This window comes from Clostridium disporicum (assembly GCF_001405015.1).
Classification (GTDB): Bacteria; Bacillota; Clostridia; order Clostridiales; family Clostridiaceae; genus Clostridium; species Clostridium disporicum_B.
Genome location: NZ_CYZX01000003.1, coordinates 37,520 through 55,334, shown reverse-complemented (window position 1 = coordinate 55,334; position 17,815 = coordinate 37,520). Strand labels below are relative to the sequence as shown.

The window sequence follows — 17,815 nt, the reverse complement described above, 5'->3', positions numbered from 1 at the left end:
TTAAATAAAAGATGTTATATATGACTTTATAATTAAATCATATACAGCATCTTTTAAATATCTAAATCAATGTTAATAATAAGGAAACTACTATTACACTATGTTACATAGGAGTAAGCAGATATTCCAAATTGAAAATTTGAAATATCTGCTTATATAACAAAAATGTAAGGTTAGTGTTATATTGTTCTATGGTTAGAAGCTTTTTAAGGATATATGATTTATATATGGACTAAATCATATGTTGGAGGTAAAGATGAACAGAGAAGTTTTAAAAGTAGAAAATATAGAAAAGTATTATGGTAAAAGAGGTAATATAACTAAAGCCATTGATAATATAAGCTTTGCAGTAGAAAATGGGGAATTTATAGGAGTAATGGGGCCTTCAGGAAGTGGGAAGACAACTCTTTTAAATTGTATATCAACCATAGATAAAGTAACTAGTGGTCATATAAAGATAGCTGATAAAGATATTACAAAATTGAATTCTAAAAATATTGCTAAGTTTAGAAGAGAAAGGTTAGGTTTTATATTTCAAGACTTTAATCTTTTAGATACATTAACTGCTTATGAAAATATAGCATTAGCATTGACTATTCAAAGGTTAAATCATAGAGAAATAGATGAGAGAGTTAAAGAAGTTGCAGATAAGCTTAATATTTCAGACATATTAAATAAATATCCTTATGAAATATCAGGAGGGCAAAAGCAAAGAGTAGCATCTGCTAGAGCTATAATCACAAAGCCTGAGATAGTACTTGCTGATGAACCAACAGGGGCATTAGATTCTAAGTCAGCAAAGATGCTACTTGAAAGTCTAGAACATTTAAATAAAGAATTAGGGGCAACTATTATGATGGTAACTCATGATGCCTTTACAGCTAGCTATGCTAGTAGAATTCTATTTATAAAAGACGGAAAAATCTTTAATGAGCTAATTCGTGGAAATGATTCAAGAAAGGAGTTTTTCAATAAGATAATTGAAGTTGTAACTCTTCTTGGAGGTGACCAAAGAGATGTATTTTAAATTAGCAGCTAAAAATATAAAAAAGAGCTTAAAGGACTATACAATATATTTTCTAACATTAGTATTTGGTGTTTGCATATTTTATACATTTAATTCTATTAAATCACAAGGTGTAATGATGGAGTTAAGTGGACTACAAGCTAATGCCTTTGAACTTACTAATTCTGTAATAGGTATAGCATCAGTATTTATATCTTTTATTTTAGGATTTTTAATAGTTTATGCAAATAATTATTTGATAAAAAGAAGAAAAAAAGAATTTGGAATATATATGACTTTAGGTATGGAAAATAAAAGTCTTTCAAGAATAATATTTGTTGAGACTATGTTAATAGGGGTAATATCTTTAGGTATAGGCTTGGTATGTGGAGTTTTATTATCACAAGGAATATCAGTTTTTACAGCAAAATTATTTAAAACAGATATTACAAAGTTTACTTTTATATTTTCAAAGGATGCATTTATTAGAACTATTATATGTTTTGGACTTATTTACTTAGTTGTACTTATATTTAACTCATATGCTGTTAGAAAAGTACAATTAATAGATTTGTTAAATGGAGCAAGAAAAAATGAAAATTTAAAAGTAAAGAATATATGGATATCAGTAGTAGTATTTTTAATTAGTATCACTATGATAGGAATTGCTTATTATATGGTATTAAAAGCTGGGGTAGCTGTAGTATTTAATATAGTTCCAATAATACTTGGATTTGTAGGAACATTTTTATTTTTCTTTTCATTATCAGGATTTTTACTAAAAATTTTACAAGCAAACAAAAAGCATTATTTAAAGGATTTAAATATGTTTGTTTTAAGACAAATAAACAGCAAGATTAATACAACTTTTATTTCTATGAGTTTTATATGTTTAATGTTATTTGTAGCTATATGTACATTTTCAGGAGGACTTGGAATTACTAAAGCAATGAATAAAGATTTAGATGACTTAACTCAGTTTGATGCTAGTTTTTGGAGTTATGATACAGATAATATAATAGGAGTTATAAATGAACAATATGGTGGCCTTGACACTATAATAGAGGAAAGGTCTCAATATACAAACTATAATACAGAAACTACTTATAGTAAGTTTATTTCTCAAGAGGCTATGGAAAAAAATAAAAATAATTATCCTATTTTTGTAGATGATAAAATCAAAGCAATAAAGTTAAGTGATTTTAATTCAGTTATGAGAATGTTAGGTAAAGAAGAGATAGCTTTAGAAGAAAATGAATATTATGCTTTTGGAGATATACCAGATTTAATAAAGTATATTCAAGAAGCTATGGATAGAGGAACAAATGTAATTGTAAATGGAAATGAATTAAAGCCTGCTAACTATGAAGTTATGGAAGTAACTACGTATAATTCAACAATGAAAAATAATTTATGTACATTTGTAGTAAATGATAGCTTAGTTAATGGATTAGAAGTTTCAATGACAAATTTAAATATTAAATTTAATTGCAGTGAAGAAGAGGCAGAAAATTTTATAAATAATAATCTAAGATCAGTTGATAGAGTAGGGAAAGTTCCTGTTTATGGAATGACTAAGAATGAATTAAGAGATAACTCTATAGGATTAGGGGCAATGATATCATACTTAGCTATTTATATAGGAATAGTGTTTTTAATTACATCAGCAGCAGTTCTTGCGTTGCAGCAATTATGTGAATCAGCAGATAATAGTTATAGGTACGAACTATTAAAGAAAATAGGGGTAGATGATAAAATGATAAAAAGATCATTATTTTATCAAATAGGAATTTACTTTATGGTACCTTTATCACTTGCAATAGTACATTCTATAGTTGGCTTAAAAGTATCAGGTGATATAGTTTCTATCTTTGGAAATGCAAATATGCTTAAATATATTTTATATACTATGATAGCTGTTGTATTTATATATGGTGGATATTTTATAGCTACTTATAATGGTGCGAAGAAGATAATAAAATAAAGCAAATAAAACAAATAAAATAAATTTTAAACAAATATCAGACAAATATTCAGCAAACAATAGGGTGTTAAAGTAATTATATATTAAGAAATTAAATATGAAAGTAAGTGTAATTATTATTAAATGTAATTATGGTTTTATAAGGGTAAGTAATATGATTTTAAATATCAGTAGTAACTTAAGTGATACTATTGAAATTAAATTAAATATCAGTAGTAACGGTAGTGATACTAGTAATAGTAACAGAAGTGATACGAGTAGTAGTATCACTTCTGTTACTCTAATAAAACAATATAAAAACAAAAAAAGAAATATATATAAGGATTTTTGAAAAGTGGAATAAGAAGAATATAAGAATAACAAAAGCTAAGGAAAATATAAAAAAATATACATCTGAACAAATGGTAAAAATTAACTTGAAAAGAGTTATAAAATAACTTATAATAAATTAAAGGAAGACTATGGGGTGAGAATTATGAATGAGAAAATTAATTTGTTTTTAGAAAATAATAAAGCTTTAGAGGATGTAAAAGGTTCATGGGGAATGTATGGATTTCAAATAAAGAGTAGTGCATTAACTTGTACAATGAAAAACCAAAGAGTAGATACAGATAGAATCAATTTGGCATTAGATATAATTAAGAAAAATACTTCTATGTTTTCAAATTTTAGAGGGATTAATAAGTTAACCACTGCAATAACAATTTCATTTGAAGATGATATGGAATATAGCTTAAAGGAAATTATATCTATTTATGATAAGTTAAAGGATGAATTTTTTACTAATGAATATTTAGTTATGGCAGCACAGGTAATATTTAATGCAAGGTATAGAGTTAATGTTGATGATTCAGTAAGAAATACTAGAGTAGCATATGACTATATGAAAAAGCATCATAGATTTTTAACTGGTCAAGAAGATATTGCAAATGCAGCAATAATAGCTACAACTTCAGCTAATTTAGAAGAAACCTTTAATGAGATAGAAGAAAGCTATCAGTATTTAAAGGACAATAGGATTTCTTATAGTAATAATATTCAATCCTTATCACATATTTTGTCTTTAATAAATTTACCTTCAATACAAAAGTGTGACGAAGTATTAGCAATGAACTCAATTATGAAAGAGAAGAATGTTCCTTTAAAAGATTACTTTATACCAATGCTTGGAATAATAACTTTTTTAGCTGATAATAAAGAAGATTTTGCTATGAATATTGCAGATGTAAGTATGAATTTAAAGAAAGAAAAAGGATTTGGGAACTTTGCTTTAGGAAGTAATTTTAGAAATATGATTTCTGCAACATTAGTTTCAATTGATTATCTAGATACTTTAGATAATAACATAAAAGAAAATATTATAATTAATACTAATAATATTGCATTAACTGTGTCTATAGCTATGCAAACAGCAGTTTTAATTTCTTCAGCTGCAGCAGCATCAGCAGCTGCAGCAAGTTCATCATCTTAAAAAGTGAATATAAATTACAATAAAGATTTTGGGAATACTAATCTATGACAATTAATAAATTAAGGAGGCATAGATATGGAATTTCCAAAATCTTTTCCTATGCAAGAGCAAAAACATCAACCAGGATTTGAGTGTGAAATGAATCCAAGACCTATATTTGACCATCCTAGCTATAATAAAAAAGGTGATACTTTAAATGGTAAAGTAGCAATAATTACAGGTGGAGATAGTGGAATAGGGAGAGCTGTTTCAATAGCTTATGCAAAACAAGGTGCAGATATAGTTATTGTATATTTCAATGAGCATAGAGATGCTGAAGAAACTAAGAAATTAGTTGAGGAAAATGGTAGGAGATGTACAATAATTTCTGGAGATATTAGTGAGGTAGAGTTTTGTAAAAATGTTGTAGAAACAACAATTAAAGAGTATGGAAAAATTGATATATTAGTTAACAACGCAGCAGTTCAATATGAAGATAAAGATTTTAAAGATATAACAGATGAGCAGTTTGATAAAACTATGAAAACTAATATATATGGAACTTTTTATATGACAAGAGAGTCATTAAAACATATGACTTCAGGATCTTGCATAATTAATACAGCTTCAGTGGTAGCATTTAAGGGAAATGAAAAGCTTGTTGATTATTCCATGACAAAAGGAGCTATTACTGCACTTACAAGATCACTTGCCATAGAACTAGCAAAAGCAAAGAAAAATATAAGAGTAAATGAAGTTGCACCAGGACCAATATGGACTCCTCTTATACCAGCATCATTTACTAAGACGGAAGTAGCATCCTTTGGTCAAAATGTTGCTATGGGAAGAGCAGGGCAACTGGTAGAGTGTGCAGGTGCTTATGTATTTTTAGCTTCTGAAAATGCATCATATATAACAGGTCAAACTATTCACGTAAACGGAGGAGAGATAGTTAATAGTTAGCTGGAGCTAATGGGAAAAGTAACCGGATGTTAGGTGAAAAGATTCACTATGTGAATAAGGAAAAGTAACTGTGTTAAGTGAAATATTTATTTCGCAAAGGTGAAAAGAATTTACTTAGGGTTAAAAAACTATTGTTTAATATTAATAAATGAGTAATAATAAATTCATAAATATTAAAAACAGAGGAAGATAGAAGATGACTAAGTATAAGAAACCTGAATTATTAGCTCCTGCTGGGAGTTTAGAAAAATTAAAGATAGCATTTCAATATGGTGCTGATGCAGTTTATTTTGGAGGGCAATCTTTTTCACTAAGAGCTGCTGCACAAAACTTCTCTTATGAGGAAATGGCAGAAGGTGTGAAGATAGCTAGAGAGTATGGAAAGAAGATGTACTGTACTGTTAACATAATGCCAAGAAATTCAGATTTAGAAAAACTTGCAGAGCATTTAAAGAAGCTGGAGGAAGTAGGGATAGATGCAGTTTTAGTATCAGACCTAGGAGTATTCTCTCTTGTTCAAAAATATACTAAATTACCTATACATATAAGTACACAAGCTAATACTGTAAATTATGAAGCATGTAATATGTGGCATAAGATGGGAGCAGAGAGAGTAGTTTTAGGAAGAGAATGCTCTTTAAAAGATATAATTGAAGTACGTGAAAATATTCCTGAAGATTTAGAACTAGAAGTATTTGTTCATGGGGCAATGTGCATTTCGTATTCAGGAAGATGCTTACTTTCAAGCTATATGGCTGGAAGAGATTCAAATAGAGGAGCATGTGCACAAAGCTGTAGATGGAAATATTCATTAGTTGAAGAAAAAAGACCAAATGAATACTTCCCTATAGAAGAGGATCAATATGGAACATATATAATGAACTCTAAGGATTTATGCATGATAGAGCATATTCCAGAGCTTATGAAGGCTGGGATATCATCATTAAAGATAGAAGGAAGAAATAAGAGTGAATATTATGTAGCTATAGTTGTAAGTGCGTATAGAAAAGCTATAGATTTATATTTTGAAGATCCTGAAAACTATAAATTACCAAAGTATTTATTAGATGAAATGTATAAGGTAGCTCATAGAAGATACCATACTGGATTTTTCTTTAATGAACCTATGGAAGAAGGGCTTATATTTGATACAAACAATCACGTAAGAGAGTATGATGTAGTAGCGCTTGTATTAGACTATGATAAAGAAACTGGATTAGCTACGTGTAGACAAAGAAATAAATTTGTAAAAGGTGACATTGTAGAAATATTATCACCAGAAATTACTGGTGAATCTTTTACAGTTGATGTATTGTTTAATGAAGCTGGAGAGGAAATAGATGGATGTCCACATCCAGGAATGATATGTAAAGTTAAAGTTCCATTTGAGTTAGAAAAGAATAGTTTTATTAGAAAAGCATTAGTTTAATTAGAAAAGAGCTAGCGAAAACGTTAGCTCTTTTATCAGTTTTAAATTAATATTAACAAATTATACACATATTTGAAAGTTAAATTAAAATATGTTAAAGTAATACGTGTAAAAAAATTATTGTATAATGTCGATTTGAATTACTGATTTTTGTGAAATTTATTAATTTAATTCTATAAATGTAAGAAATAGCTAAATGGTTTGTGGAGATTTACAATGGAAATAAGGCTATAGCTTGTCTGCGTTGATTATGAATTTTATTTAAAAATAAATTCATAATTTTCTTTAATTAAAAAGCATTGACAATAAATTAACTTTACATTAATAATATTAATGTAAATATAAGTGGAAGGGATGGACTCGATTATGAAATTAAGAGTTATAGCAGCTACATTATTAGCAGCAACATTATTAGTAGGATGCGGAAGCAAAGAATCAGGAGAAAAGTTAACTGGAAAAGCTGAAGGTTTCGGTGGAGAAGTTACTGTAGAAGTTACAGTTGATGGAGATAAAATCACAGCTGTTACTGCAACAGGAGATAGCGAAACTCAAGGAATCGGATCAAAAGCTATAGAAGAGCTTCCAGGTAAAATAGTAGAAGCTAACTCAGCTGACGTTGAAGTAGTTTCAGGTGCTACAGTAACATCAACTGCAATTATTGATGCTGTAAAATCTGCTTTAGAATCTAAATAGTATAATAAAAAACAAAGGGTGAAGTTTATGCTAAGTAAAAAAGACATAAAGTTAATTACTATAATCATAGGAATAAGTCTTATAATTTGGATAGGATATACACTTATGAGACCTAAAGGACCTTCTATAGAAGTTATACACGGCAATACAGTTGTTGAAAGACTAGATCCTAAAGTGGATGGAAGATATACTATTCAAGGTAGTTATGGAGAGCTTGTAGTAGAGGTTAAGGATGGTAAGTTTAGAATTACCGATGAAGAGTGTCCAAACCATGTTTGTTCAGCTATGGGCTGGGTAGACAGTGACGGATATTTACCGATACTATGCTTACCTAATGAAGTAATGGTTGGAATGGAAGGCCAGTTTGATGAGTAAGACTAAGCGACTTATTTACTTAGCATTGCTTACATCTATGGCTATAGCGCTACAGGTATTTGAAAGTATGATAGCAGTACCATTGCCATATGGAGCAAAGCTAGGACTTGCAAATATTATTGCTTTAGTAACTATGGAACTTTTTGATGTAAAAGAACTTATTTTAGTTAACTCTATGAGAGTATTATTGGGATCTCTATTAAGAGGAACATTCTTAACAAGTACTTTTTGGATATCAAGTGGTGGAGTACTATTAAGTAGTTTAGCGATTATCTTTATGAAGAAGTTCACAAAGCAATCGATGATAGGAATTTCTATTATAAGTGCTGTATTTCATAATATAGGACAAATAATAGTTATTACGTTCTTATATAATAATGTTGCACTAGCTGCAATATTACCAATATTATTTATAACTGCTATTCCAACAGGAATATTAGTTGGAATTGCAGCAAAAGAAACAAGTTCAAGAGTAAAATTTACATAGTTAAAAACAAGAAGCTAATTTTTAGCTTCTTGTTTTTTTATATAAATAAATTGACAGAAAAATTAAAAAATATAGAATTTTAAGAAAAAATAATATATAATAATAGGACAAGTTATACCGGTGTAAAAATTTGTAAGACATACATAAAATAGTTTAATAATAGTTTTATATAAGTAATAATAATTAAAGGTTAGGAGGAATAGGGATGGAATGCACATATGCACAAATTGATTTGAATTCGTATGTAGCTAAATATGTAGATGAAATGGGTTGTAGCCTAGAAGAAGCTTGTAGAGAGTTAGGTATAGACCTATCCAAAGTTTTTAATTCAGAAGAAAAAAATAATTATTAAAAAATGATGGCATATTAAATAAGCTAAAAAAGCTATTTAATATGCCAATTTTATTGCAGTTTTTAATTATATAATAAAGAAACCTGCAGCAATTATAAGGTATACAGCCATTAATTGTGCACCTTCAAGCCAATTTGATTGACCATCTCCTGCAACTTTGTTTGCAATAAGAACTGATACTATCAAAGCAACAAGTTCAAATTGGTTAAAAATTATGCTCATTGGTGTGAATAATAGACTTAAAAATATAAGTATAGGAGCAACGAATAGTATAACTTGTAAACTAGAACCTAGAGCTATTTCAAGAGCCACATCCATCTTATCTTTTAATGCCATTGTAATAGCTGTAGTATGCTCAGCAGCATTACCTATAATAGGGATTAATATTATACCTACAAAAAATTCACTTAAACCTAATTTGGATGTAATATCTTCAACTCCACTTACTAAAAATTCACTTTCAATGGCAATTAATATAGTAGCTACTACTAACACGATAATAGCTTTTTTTAATGACCATTTAGCTTTTCCTTCTTCTTCGTATGTCACAGAATATAAATCCTTATGAGTAAAAAAAGAAAAGAATAAACTGCATAGATACAATATGAACATAATTATTGCAACTACTAAAGTTAGACCTTCATAACGAGTATTTAATAATGATTGATTTAAAGTATGAGTAAAAACAGCTGGTATACATAAACCTATTACAGCAAAAAGTAGCATACTAGAAGTAGTTTCTACAACATTTATATTAAATTTTTGAACCTTATGCTTTAAGCCACCAGCAAACATACTAGCACCAAGAACAAGAAGAATATTTCCTATTATAGCTCCAGATATTGAAGATTTAACAACTTCAAATAAACCTTCTTTAAGGGCAAAAAAAGATATTATAAGCTCTGTTGCGTTACCAAAGGTAGCATTTAAGAATCCACCAATTTTAGGGCCAGAGTAAAAGGATATTTCTTCAGTGCCTTCACCCATAAGTCCTGCTAAAGGAATTATTGATAATGCAGCTAAAATAAACATAATAGATGGAGAAAAATTCATAAACTTACCAACTATACTAATTGGTATGAAAATTAACATAAATTTTAATATCTTCATAATTATCACAACCTATCATATAAATATATAATATATTTTTTCCATAATAAATATTATTATTAGTAAAAAATAATTGGATAATAAATTAATTTAAGATATACTGTAAGTGAATTTCTAAATCTATACCAATAGGGGCATATGTGATTTAGTAAAATGAACTTAACTGAAAGTCCAAATTTCAATTTGGTAACTTGAAGTTACACAGAGGGTACTCCTACGAATGTATATGAGTAGTGAGTTTCCTTAAGTAAATTTCTAAATCTTTGATTTAGTAAAATGAACTTACTCCTACGAATGTATATGAGTAGTGAGTTTCCTTATAAAAAAATAGGTAGGTGTAAAAATGAATATACAGATATTTGGAACTAAGAAATGCTTTGATACTAAAAAAGCAGAAAGATATTTTAAAGAACGAAGAATTAATTTTCAGTTTATAGATTTAAAAGAAAAATCATTAAGTAAAGGTGAATTATCTAGTGTTAAAAATTCTGTTGGACTAGAAAATTTAATAAATAAATCAGCAAAAGATTATAAAAAGTTAAATTTAGATAAAATAAGAACTGCAGATATGAGAGAAGAAATATTATTTAAAAATCCTTCAGTATATGTCACTCCTATAGTTAGAAATGGAAAACAAGCAACAGTAGGATATAAACCAGAAGTATGGAATGAATGGGAGTAATAGAAATAAAGTGCGAAGCACTTTGGGCAAAAGTTTGACTTCGTCAAAGTCCAAAAGGTCACTTTGTGACGGCCAAAAGATTTACAATAACCAAGAGTAATAACTTAGAGTTAAAAAAGCTTTTGGACATTTACGAAGTAAATCCTTTGGACTGCCGTAGGCACTTTTGGACTCTATGCAGTCGACCTTTCACCTGTGAGCTTAGCGAACAATTTATTTCTATTCTTCCATAACAGCAACGGCTAGAAGTCTAGGACCAGAGTGTATGCCTACTGCAGGAGTTATGGTTCCACAGTGCATAAATGTTGTGTTTGGATGTTTTTCAAGTATAGCTTTTAACTCTTCGGCCTCTTTATGCATTGTACCAGTCATAATTATTACTCTTCCCTTGCCACGGTCAAGGATTTCTGTTGCAAGTTTTACTAGTTTATTAAATGCTTGCTTTGATCCCCTAACTTTTGCAAAATTAGTATAGCTACCGTCATCGGCCATAGTTATTATAGGCTTTAAGTTAAGCATTTCTCCAATACCACCGGTTACTTTTCCTATTCGCCCACCTTTAATTAAATACTCTAGGGTATCCACAGTAAAGTACATATTAACTTTTTCTCTAAGGATAGGGATAGTCTTACAGATTGTATCGAAACTTTCTCCATTGTTAATCATTTTTCCAACTTCTATTACTATTAATCCAACGGCCATAGAGAGAATTTTTGTGTCAAAGATAAATGAAGTTATTTTATCATCATATTGTTCACTAGCTAATCTAAAGCTGTTTATAGTTCCTGATAAACCAGAAGAGATTGGAAGAATAATAGCATGGGTATATCCCTCACTGATAAGTTTATCATATAAATCACATGCATCTTGTACAGAAGGCATTGATGTAGTTGGTAATTCTTCTTCAATTCTAGAGTAGACTTCATCAGCGGTGATATTAATTCCATCTATAAATTCACCACTTTTATATATTATTTTTAAATTTACAATGTGTACATTATATTTATCTATATATTTCTTTGGTAATCCACAAGTGCTATCTGTAATTAACGCAATTTTATTCATAAGGGCCTCCTTTTATAAAGAAAATACTTTGATTATCTTAATATTTGCTTTATAAAAATAATATCACATAAATATTAACAGTGCAATATGTAGTTATAAAAACTATGTTGAAATATTAGATAAATATTAGAGCTGGCAAGAAGTTACTTTATATTAGGTTTTAAGAAGTAGTATTATTTATATTTTATTTTGAGAGGGAATTGGAATCGGTTCATTTTTAGCATATACGACATATATGATATAATAGAAAATATTGGAGGTGTTAAAGTGAAATTTTATGAAAATTTATCAGAGGCAATGGAGAACCTAACTAAAAGAGGTGCTTTTTTAACAGTAAAAGAAAATGGTAAGGTAAACACTATGACTATTTCCTGGGGGTATGTAGGATATAGCTGGAATAAACCCTTTTTTGTAGCTATGGTAAGACCTCAAAGATATACTTATGAATTTATACAAACTGCTAAGGATTATACTATAAGTATTCCATATAGTGATGAAATGAAAAAAGCTCTTACTATTTGTGGAACAAAATCAGGAAGAGATATAGATAAAGAAAAGGAAGCAAATATAAAATTTGTACCAGCGAAGCTTACAGAAACGCCAGTAGTAGATAATTGCAATATGTACTATGAGTGTAAAATCACTTATGTGGATAGAATTCACAAAGATAGCTTTCCGGAGGAATTAAAGAAGAATTATCCTAAAGATGACTATCATTATATCTACTATGGAGAAATAGTAGAGTGCTACGCAAAGTAGTTTCCTAACGGCAAAGTAAAAAGTCACCTATGGTGAAGGGAAAGGTTTTGCTTACGAAAAAAGGGAAAAGCAGCTAAAGTAGAAATTTTTGAATAAATCAAGCTCTTTCTACTTATAAGTCAACTTTCCACTCTGCGAAGAAGATTTTAATCTTTGATGAAGTCAAAACTTTGATCTTGCGAAGCAACCTTTCACTTACTTTTAGGCATTAATCAAGTCTTTCTAATTTACCCATATATAGTCTTGCAGGAATAAATTTAATTTTAAATTCTTTTTCGTATGAATTTATCCACTTGATTTCTTTTGTTGTTATTAGAGATATAGCTTTTCCTGAACCTAAGCCACGAGCAGTTCTTCCAGCTCTATGAAGATATTCATTTGAGCTTCCAGGGAAGTCAAGGTTTATTATGTGAGTAACATCAGGAATATCTAAACCTCTTGCAGATAAATCTGAAGAAACTAAAACAGGACATTTACCGCTTTTGAAGCTATCGATAGCTTTTTTTCTATCTTCTTTAGATGATTTACCACTTATATATATAGCATTAACTTTATGGTGCATTAATTTACTAGTAAGCACATCCATTTCTGTGTTGTTATTAACAAAAACTATAGCTCTTTTTGGCTTTTCTGCTACTAAAAGTTTTCTTAAATTTTCGAATCTATCTCTATTATCGCCAAGTATGCAAATGTGTTCTATGTTTGGGTTTAAAGAAGTCTTTGTTTCAGTTTTAATTATTTCTACATCTTCTTTAACTAATGATTTTGCTTCTTTTAAAGCTTCTGAACTTATACTAGCTGAGAAGAACATTAGCTGTCTATCTCTCATAGTTGTTTTTATAATATCTTTTATAACGCTAGTTCTATTGTTACGAAGTAATGAGTCAGCTTCATCTATTACTATAGTTTTTATAGTATGAGCAGTTATCTTTTTCTTTCTTATTAAATCTAATATTCTACCTGGAGAACCAACTATTATATGAGGTTTAATATCTTTTAATTTTTTTATTTGCTTTTCAATATTTGACTCACCCATTATAGTTAATGAAGTTACGTTTGTTTCAGAGTTTGTATTAAGTAATTTTATTTGAGATTCTATTTGCATAACAAGTTCGTGAGTTGGAGCAAGTATAATAGCTTGCATTTCTCTTTTTTCTGTGTTTATTTTGTGGAATAAAGGAATAAGATAAGCTAAAGTTTTTCCACTACCAGTATGAGCTTCACCAATAATATCTTTGTTTTCCAATGCTTTTGGAATACTTAATTGTTGAATTAATGTAGGTTCTGTAATGTTTTGCTTTTTAAGACCTTCTATTATATTTAAATTTAAGTCAAGTTCATTAAATGTTTTAATCATTTTTTTCTCCTTAAGTTTATTATTATCTATATTAGTATACAATAAAATAAATTTTTATGTAGACTTATATCTAACTTTATCGGAAAAAGATAAAGGAATGTTAATTGTAAAAAAATACTAAAAGTTATATAATATAACTATTGAATTATTAAATGGAATAATACTTTTATGTTATAGGGGAGAAGTGTATGGATAATAATATTGCACCACAAACGAATGAAGTAGTAGTAAAGCCTACCAGTAAACGAAAGAAAATATTATTTTTTGCAGTATTAGCAGTGCTTGTGTTAGTTGGATTTACTGCAGCTTATACTAATTCAGAAAATAAGAAACTTGTTAATAGTTATGAAGATAAGGTATATCCAGGAACTTTTGTATTAGATACTGATGTATCAGGATTTACTAAGAGTCAATTGCATAATGTTTTAGAGGAAATGGTTAATGAAATTTCTTCAAGAAAAATAAATGTTGCTGTTGGCGATTCTAATTTTGATAAAAGTTACTTAAATCTAGATACAACTATAGATTATGAGACTTTTGAAAATGAACTTTTGAACTTTGGAAAAGATAAGAATTTTAAAGAAAAACTTTCTCTTATAAAAGAACCGGAAAGTAGAAGTTATGAGTTTGAAATACTTTATAATGAAGATAAAATTGCTGAATTCATAGATACAATAGCTGAACAAGTTAAGGTTGATGCAGTAAATGCAAGTATAAGTATAAGTTGGGATACTATAAGTGTAACAGATGGACAAGTTGGTTATGGATTAAATAAAGAAGAGTTATTTACAAATATAAAAACAGCATTAGAAGATGTTAATGGTGATGACCTTGTTTCGATTGAAGGAAATCTTGAAGAGGTAGATCCAGAAATAACAACTGCAGCGTTACAAACAGTAGATACAAAAATATCTTCATATACAACTTATTTTTCAGCAGGACCAAGTGGGACAAATATTCAAAGAGGAGCTAGTATGATAGGTAATGTTTTACTTATGCCTGGAGATTCTTTTTCAACTGTAGAAGCTATAGGACCTACTACAGCAGAAAATGGTTTTGTTGCTGCTAATACTTATCTTAATGGGAAAGTAGTTCCAGGATATGGTGGAGGAGTATGTCAGATTTCTAGTACTATATATAATGCTGAGCTTAGAGCAGGAATAATTCCTGATTTTAGAACATATCATGAAATGACTGTTGGTTATGTTCCACAAGGCTTAGATGCTACTATAGGTGATGAATGGCCAGATTTAGTGTTTACAAATCCTTATGATTATCCAATTGTTGTTAATGTATATTCTAGTGGTGGTTCAATAACTGCTGAGTTTTGGTCTAATAGCCAAGCTACTGGTGGAATAACTTATGAGCCAAAAGCTTATCAAACAGGAGCATTATCTGCTGATACTTATTTATATGGATATAATTCAGCTGGAGAATGTGTATCAGAAGTATATTTAGATAGTAGTGTCTATAAACCTTTTAGTTAAAAAAATATTTTATATTTAAGGAGTTGTTTTTATAAACAGCTCCTTTTATTATATTTACAAAATAAAAATATAGAGAACTAAAAATTGATTATTAAAGTATAACTATTTTTGAGAAAATAAAAGCTAATCACAATTAATTATGAAAATACAACTAAATTGATGGGAAAATAAAAGAATTTGAATTTTGACTTATAAATAATAATGAGTATGATAATATACAGATAAATTCGAGAGAATGGGGGAGTTAATAGAAGTACAGTTATATGTGGATATGATTACAATTGTTGCTTGAGTGGTTTTATTTAAAATGCAAATGAAAAAAGTAAAGTAATATTTGTCACAATATATACAAATAATACTAAGAGAACTAATTTAATAGTAATAAGGAGATACAAAAGATGAAAAAGATATTTGAAATTTATAAGGATGATATTAGAAGCATATTTAAGAATTATGCAGCTATTATTGTTCTAGCTGCCTTATGTATAATACCATCTTTATATGCTTGGTTTAATATTAAGGCATCATGGGATCCGTATTCACAGGACGCAACCAGTGGAATAAAAGTTGGGGTTGTTAATCTTGATAAGGGAGCTAATTTTAGTGGTAAGGATATTAATATAGGTGATGAAGTTATAGGTCAACTTAAAGACAATAAGCAGCTTGGGTGGCAATTTGTATCAGAAGAAGAAGCTGAAAGAAATGTTGAAAATGGAAATTATTATGCAAGCATAACAATCCCAGAAAATTTTTCAAAGAATTTAACATCCATATTAAGTGACAATGTTACAAAGGGAGAAATTATTTATACTGTTAATGAGAAAGTTAATGCAATAGCACCTAAGATTACTGTCAAAGGTGCAACAGCACTTCAGGAACAAGTAACTAAATCAATAGTTGAAACAGTTAGTAATGCTATATTTGGAGTTGCCAATGAGGTAGGAATACAACTAGAAGAGCAAATTCCTAAAATAACAACAATATATAATTCGTTAGTAAAGATTCAAGGAAGTTTTGGTGATATAAATAATACTGTAGATAAAGCTGCAGATGGAGCAGAAAAGATTCAAACTTTAATTACAGAGATTCAAAATGATATTCCTAAGATTCAAGATACTTTAACTAATGCTCAAAATTTAAGTAGTGAAGTACAAAATTTCATTACATCTTCTCAAGGTGCAGTAGAAAAGTTATCACCAACTATTAAGCAAGATATTAAGATAGTTAATGAAGTTTCAAAGGATATTGCAACATATACTGAAGGGGTAAAAAATGCAATTAACTCAGGAGCTGATAATGCACCGGTAATGGTAGATAACTTAATAAGTAAGGTTAATGGATTAAAAGCAACAGCTGATTCAGTACTTAATATTTTAAATACATTGAATAAGTTCTCAGGAGGATCTTTAAGTAATGCAATAGATAGTTTGACTAATATCAGCAATACTCTTTCTACAGCTTTAGGAACTCTAAACGATATTAAAACTAAAGTAGATAGTGGAGTAGTAATAGATTTATCTCTATTAGATAATATCGTTACAGCTGCTAATGATATAGCTAATATTACTGATGGAATATATGCAAATTATGATTCAACAATAATACCTGCTTTAAATGATACCTTAAATCAAGCTTATAATGTTGCAGGAGGAGCATTAGACATACTTAAAGGAGCAGAGGCTAAGCTACCTCAAGTACAAGATATACTAAATACAGCATATGCAGGAGCTCAAAAAGGTGAAGAAGGAATAGCTTTTGTTAAAGAGGCTCTACCTCAAGCTGAAGCAATGATAAATGATTTAGTAGATAAGATGGCTGGTATTAGTAATGAACAGGAATTGAGAGATGTAGTTAATTTATTGAAGGCTGATGTTGCAAAGAGAAGTGATTTCTTAGCCAATCCAGTAAATATAGTAGAGAATAACTTATATCCAATGGGTAATTATGGAACAGCAATGACTCCATTCTATACAGTTTTATCACTATGGGTTGGATTGACTCTTTTAAGTTCAATGTTATCAGTAGAAAAACATGGAGAATATACTCCAACACAAGTTTATTTTGGTAAGTTATTATTATATTTAACAATTGCTATTATTCAAGCATTAATAGTGGCATTAGGAGATTTATATATTCTAAAGATATATTGTGTTAATCCGGCATTGTTTGTTGCAGGAATAGTATTTACATCTATAACATTTACATTCATAGTGTATTCTTTAGTTTCTGTATTTGGAAATGTAGGTAAGGTTTTAGCAATAGTATTACTTGTTTTACAAGTAGCAGGATCAGGAGGAACATTCCCAATTCAACTAACTCCAAGATTCTTCCAAGTAATCAATCCATTCTTACCATTTACATATTCAATATCTTTTGCAAGAGAAGCTATTGGTGGAGTTGTACAGTCAGTATTAACTAAAGATATTATTGTTTCTCTAATTTATATAGTAGTAGCATTATTAGTAGCTTTACTTTTAAAGAAGCCTATAAATAAGCTTTCAGAAGGTTTTGTTGAAAACTTTAAAAAGAGTGGAATTGGTGAATAAAGAAGCTATTAATTAGTAAATATAAAATAGTAATTAGATTTAATATAATATATGTCTATAATATATTTAA

Annotated in this window: 16 protein-coding genes; 13 read left to right on the top strand and 3 right to left on the bottom strand. The window is 28.9% G+C overall.

All coding sequences use genetic code 11. From position 1 onward, the window contains the following. Window positions 1-256 precede the first annotated feature (256 nt). From ARA56_RS02600 to ARA56_RS16770, 9 genes are all read left to right on the top strand, one after another. Window positions 257-1,027 (top strand): ABC transporter ATP-binding protein, encoded by a 771-nt coding sequence (locus ARA56_RS02600; RefSeq protein WP_055263653.1) that lies wholly within the window; start codon window positions 257-259, stop codon window positions 1,025-1,027. After that, on the top strand, window positions 1,017-2,990 hold the full coding sequence (locus ARA56_RS02595) for an ABC transporter permease (protein ID WP_055263651.1): 1,974 nt from the start codon (window positions 1,017-1,019) through the stop codon (window positions 2,988-2,990). The genes ARA56_RS02600 and ARA56_RS02595 overlap by 11 nt, the downstream gene beginning before the upstream one ends. A gap of 475 nt (window positions 2,991-3,465) precedes the next feature. Further along, complete coding sequence (locus ARA56_RS02590; protein ID WP_242855848.1) at window positions 3,466-4,461, top strand: DUF4003 family protein; 996 nt, start codon at window positions 3,466-3,468, stop codon at window positions 4,459-4,461. Between the two features lie 75 nt (window positions 4,462-4,536). After that, the gene (locus ARA56_RS02585; RefSeq protein ID WP_055263649.1) at window positions 4,537-5,403 is read left to right on the top strand and encodes an SDR family oxidoreductase; all 867 of its coding nucleotides are present in this window, start codon (window positions 4,537-4,539) and stop codon (window positions 5,401-5,403) included. Window positions 5,404-5,599: 196 nt separating this feature from the next. Then, window positions 5,600-6,832, top strand: coding sequence for a peptidase U32 family protein (locus ARA56_RS02580; protein ID WP_055263647.1), 1,233 nt, complete (start codon window positions 5,600-5,602; stop codon window positions 6,830-6,832). 366 nt (window positions 6,833-7,198) lie between these two features. Next, complete coding sequence (locus ARA56_RS02575) at window positions 7,199-7,525, top strand: FMN-binding protein (protein WP_055263645.1); 327 nt, start codon at window positions 7,199-7,201, stop codon at window positions 7,523-7,525. Window positions 7,526-7,552: 27 nt separating this feature from the next. Further along, complete coding sequence (locus ARA56_RS02570) at window positions 7,553-7,900, top strand: NusG domain II-containing protein (protein ID WP_055263643.1); 348 nt, start codon at window positions 7,553-7,555, stop codon at window positions 7,898-7,900. Continuing rightward, window positions 7,893-8,387, top strand: coding sequence for a Gx transporter family protein (locus ARA56_RS02565; protein ID WP_055263641.1), 495 nt, complete (start codon window positions 7,893-7,895; stop codon window positions 8,385-8,387). The genes ARA56_RS02570 and ARA56_RS02565 overlap by 8 nt, the downstream gene beginning before the upstream one ends. A gap of 205 nt (window positions 8,388-8,592) precedes the next feature. Further along, entirely contained in the window at window positions 8,593-8,739 is a 147-nt protein-coding gene (locus ARA56_RS16770; RefSeq protein ID WP_172675732.1) for a hypothetical protein, read from the top strand. Window positions 8,740-8,805: 66 nt separating this feature from the next. On the opposite strand, the gene cax is transcribed toward ARA56_RS16770, so the two are convergent. Further along, window positions 8,806-9,849: a calcium/proton exchanger gene (cax, locus tag ARA56_RS02560; RefSeq protein ID WP_055263638.1), complete on the bottom strand. Its 1,044-nt coding sequence runs from the start codon at window positions 9,847-9,849 to the stop codon at window positions 8,806-8,808. Between the two features lie 343 nt (window positions 9,850-10,192). Between cax and ARA56_RS02555 the strand changes: the two genes are divergently transcribed. Then, the gene (locus tag ARA56_RS02555; protein ID WP_055263636.1) at window positions 10,193-10,531 is read left to right on the top strand and encodes an arsenate reductase family protein; all 339 of its coding nucleotides are present in this window, start codon (window positions 10,193-10,195) and stop codon (window positions 10,529-10,531) included. Between the two features lie 219 nt (window positions 10,532-10,750). Here the strand turns inward: ARA56_RS02555 and ARA56_RS02550 are convergent, their stop codons facing one another. After that, a complete protein-coding gene (locus ARA56_RS02550; RefSeq protein ID WP_055263634.1) occupies window positions 10,751-11,596 on the bottom strand; it encodes a DegV family protein in 846 nt (281 codons plus the stop codon). Between the two features lie 267 nt (window positions 11,597-11,863). On the opposite strand from ARA56_RS02550, the gene ARA56_RS02545 reads away from it, so the two are divergent. Continuing rightward, window positions 11,864-12,355, top strand: coding sequence for a flavin reductase family protein (locus ARA56_RS02545; protein WP_231072544.1), 492 nt, complete (start codon window positions 11,864-11,866; stop codon window positions 12,353-12,355). A gap of 208 nt (window positions 12,356-12,563) precedes the next feature. On the opposite strand, the gene ARA56_RS02540 is transcribed toward ARA56_RS02545, so the two are convergent. Then, entirely contained in the window at window positions 12,564-13,712 is a 1,149-nt protein-coding gene (locus ARA56_RS02540) for a DEAD/DEAH box helicase (RefSeq protein WP_055263632.1), read from the bottom strand. A 188-nt stretch (window positions 13,713-13,900) separates the two neighbouring features. Here ARA56_RS02540 and ARA56_RS02535 point away from each other — a divergent pair, with 188 nt between their 5' ends. Then, window positions 13,901-15,199, top strand: a complete 1,299-nt coding sequence (locus ARA56_RS02535) for a VanW family protein (protein ID WP_055263630.1) — start codon at window positions 13,901-13,903, stop codon at window positions 15,197-15,199. Between the two features lie 398 nt (window positions 15,200-15,597). Continuing rightward, the gene (locus tag ARA56_RS02530; RefSeq protein WP_055263628.1) at window positions 15,598-17,745 is read left to right on the top strand and encodes a YhgE/Pip domain-containing protein; all 2,148 of its coding nucleotides are present in this window, start codon (window positions 15,598-15,600) and stop codon (window positions 17,743-17,745) included. Window positions 17,746-17,815 lie beyond the last annotated feature (70 nt).

What these genes read in the sequence shown, in the direction of transcription:
- ARA56_RS02570 (WP_055263643.1), top strand. Translation starts at nt 7,553, where the DNA reads ATGCTAAGTAAAAAAGACATAAAGTTAATTACTATAATCATAGGAATA.
- ARA56_RS02585 (WP_055263649.1), top strand. Translation starts at nt 4,537, where the DNA reads ATGGAATTTCCAAAATCTTTTCCTATGCAAGAGCAAAAACATCAACCA.
- ARA56_RS02590 (WP_242855848.1), top strand. Translation starts at nt 3,466, where the DNA reads ATGAATGAGAAAATTAATTTGTTTTTAGAAAATAATAAAGCTTTAGAG.
- ARA56_RS16770 (WP_172675732.1), top strand. Translation starts at nt 8,593, where the DNA reads ATGGAATGCACATATGCACAAATTGATTTGAATTCGTATGTAGCTAAA.
- cax (WP_055263638.1), bottom strand. Translation starts at nt 9,849, where the DNA reads ATGAAGATATTAAAATTTATGTTAATTTTCATACCAATTAGTATAGTT.
- ARA56_RS02555 (WP_055263636.1), top strand. Translation starts at nt 10,193, where the DNA reads ATGAATATACAGATATTTGGAACTAAGAAATGCTTTGATACTAAAAAA.
- ARA56_RS02575 (WP_055263645.1), top strand. Translation starts at nt 7,199, where the DNA reads ATGAAATTAAGAGTTATAGCAGCTACATTATTAGCAGCAACATTATTA.
- ARA56_RS02550 (WP_055263634.1), bottom strand. Translation starts at nt 11,596, where the DNA reads ATGAATAAAATTGCGTTAATTACAGATAGCACTTGTGGATTACCAAAG.
- ARA56_RS02600 (WP_055263653.1), top strand. Translation starts at nt 257, where the DNA reads ATGAACAGAGAAGTTTTAAAAGTAGAAAATATAGAAAAGTATTATGGT.
- ARA56_RS02580 (WP_055263647.1), top strand. Translation starts at nt 5,600, where the DNA reads ATGACTAAGTATAAGAAACCTGAATTATTAGCTCCTGCTGGGAGTTTA.
- ARA56_RS02530 (WP_055263628.1), top strand. Translation starts at nt 15,598, where the DNA reads ATGAAAAAGATATTTGAAATTTATAAGGATGATATTAGAAGCATATTT.
- ARA56_RS02565 (WP_055263641.1), top strand. Translation starts at nt 7,893, where the DNA reads ATGAGTAAGACTAAGCGACTTATTTACTTAGCATTGCTTACATCTATG.
- ARA56_RS02540 (WP_055263632.1), bottom strand. Translation starts at nt 13,712, where the DNA reads ATGATTAAAACATTTAATGAACTTGACTTAAATTTAAATATAATAGAA.
- ARA56_RS02595 (WP_055263651.1), top strand. Translation starts at nt 1,017, where the DNA reads ATGTATTTTAAATTAGCAGCTAAAAATATAAAAAAGAGCTTAAAGGAC.
- ARA56_RS02535 (WP_055263630.1), top strand. Translation starts at nt 13,901, where the DNA reads ATGGATAATAATATTGCACCACAAACGAATGAAGTAGTAGTAAAGCCT.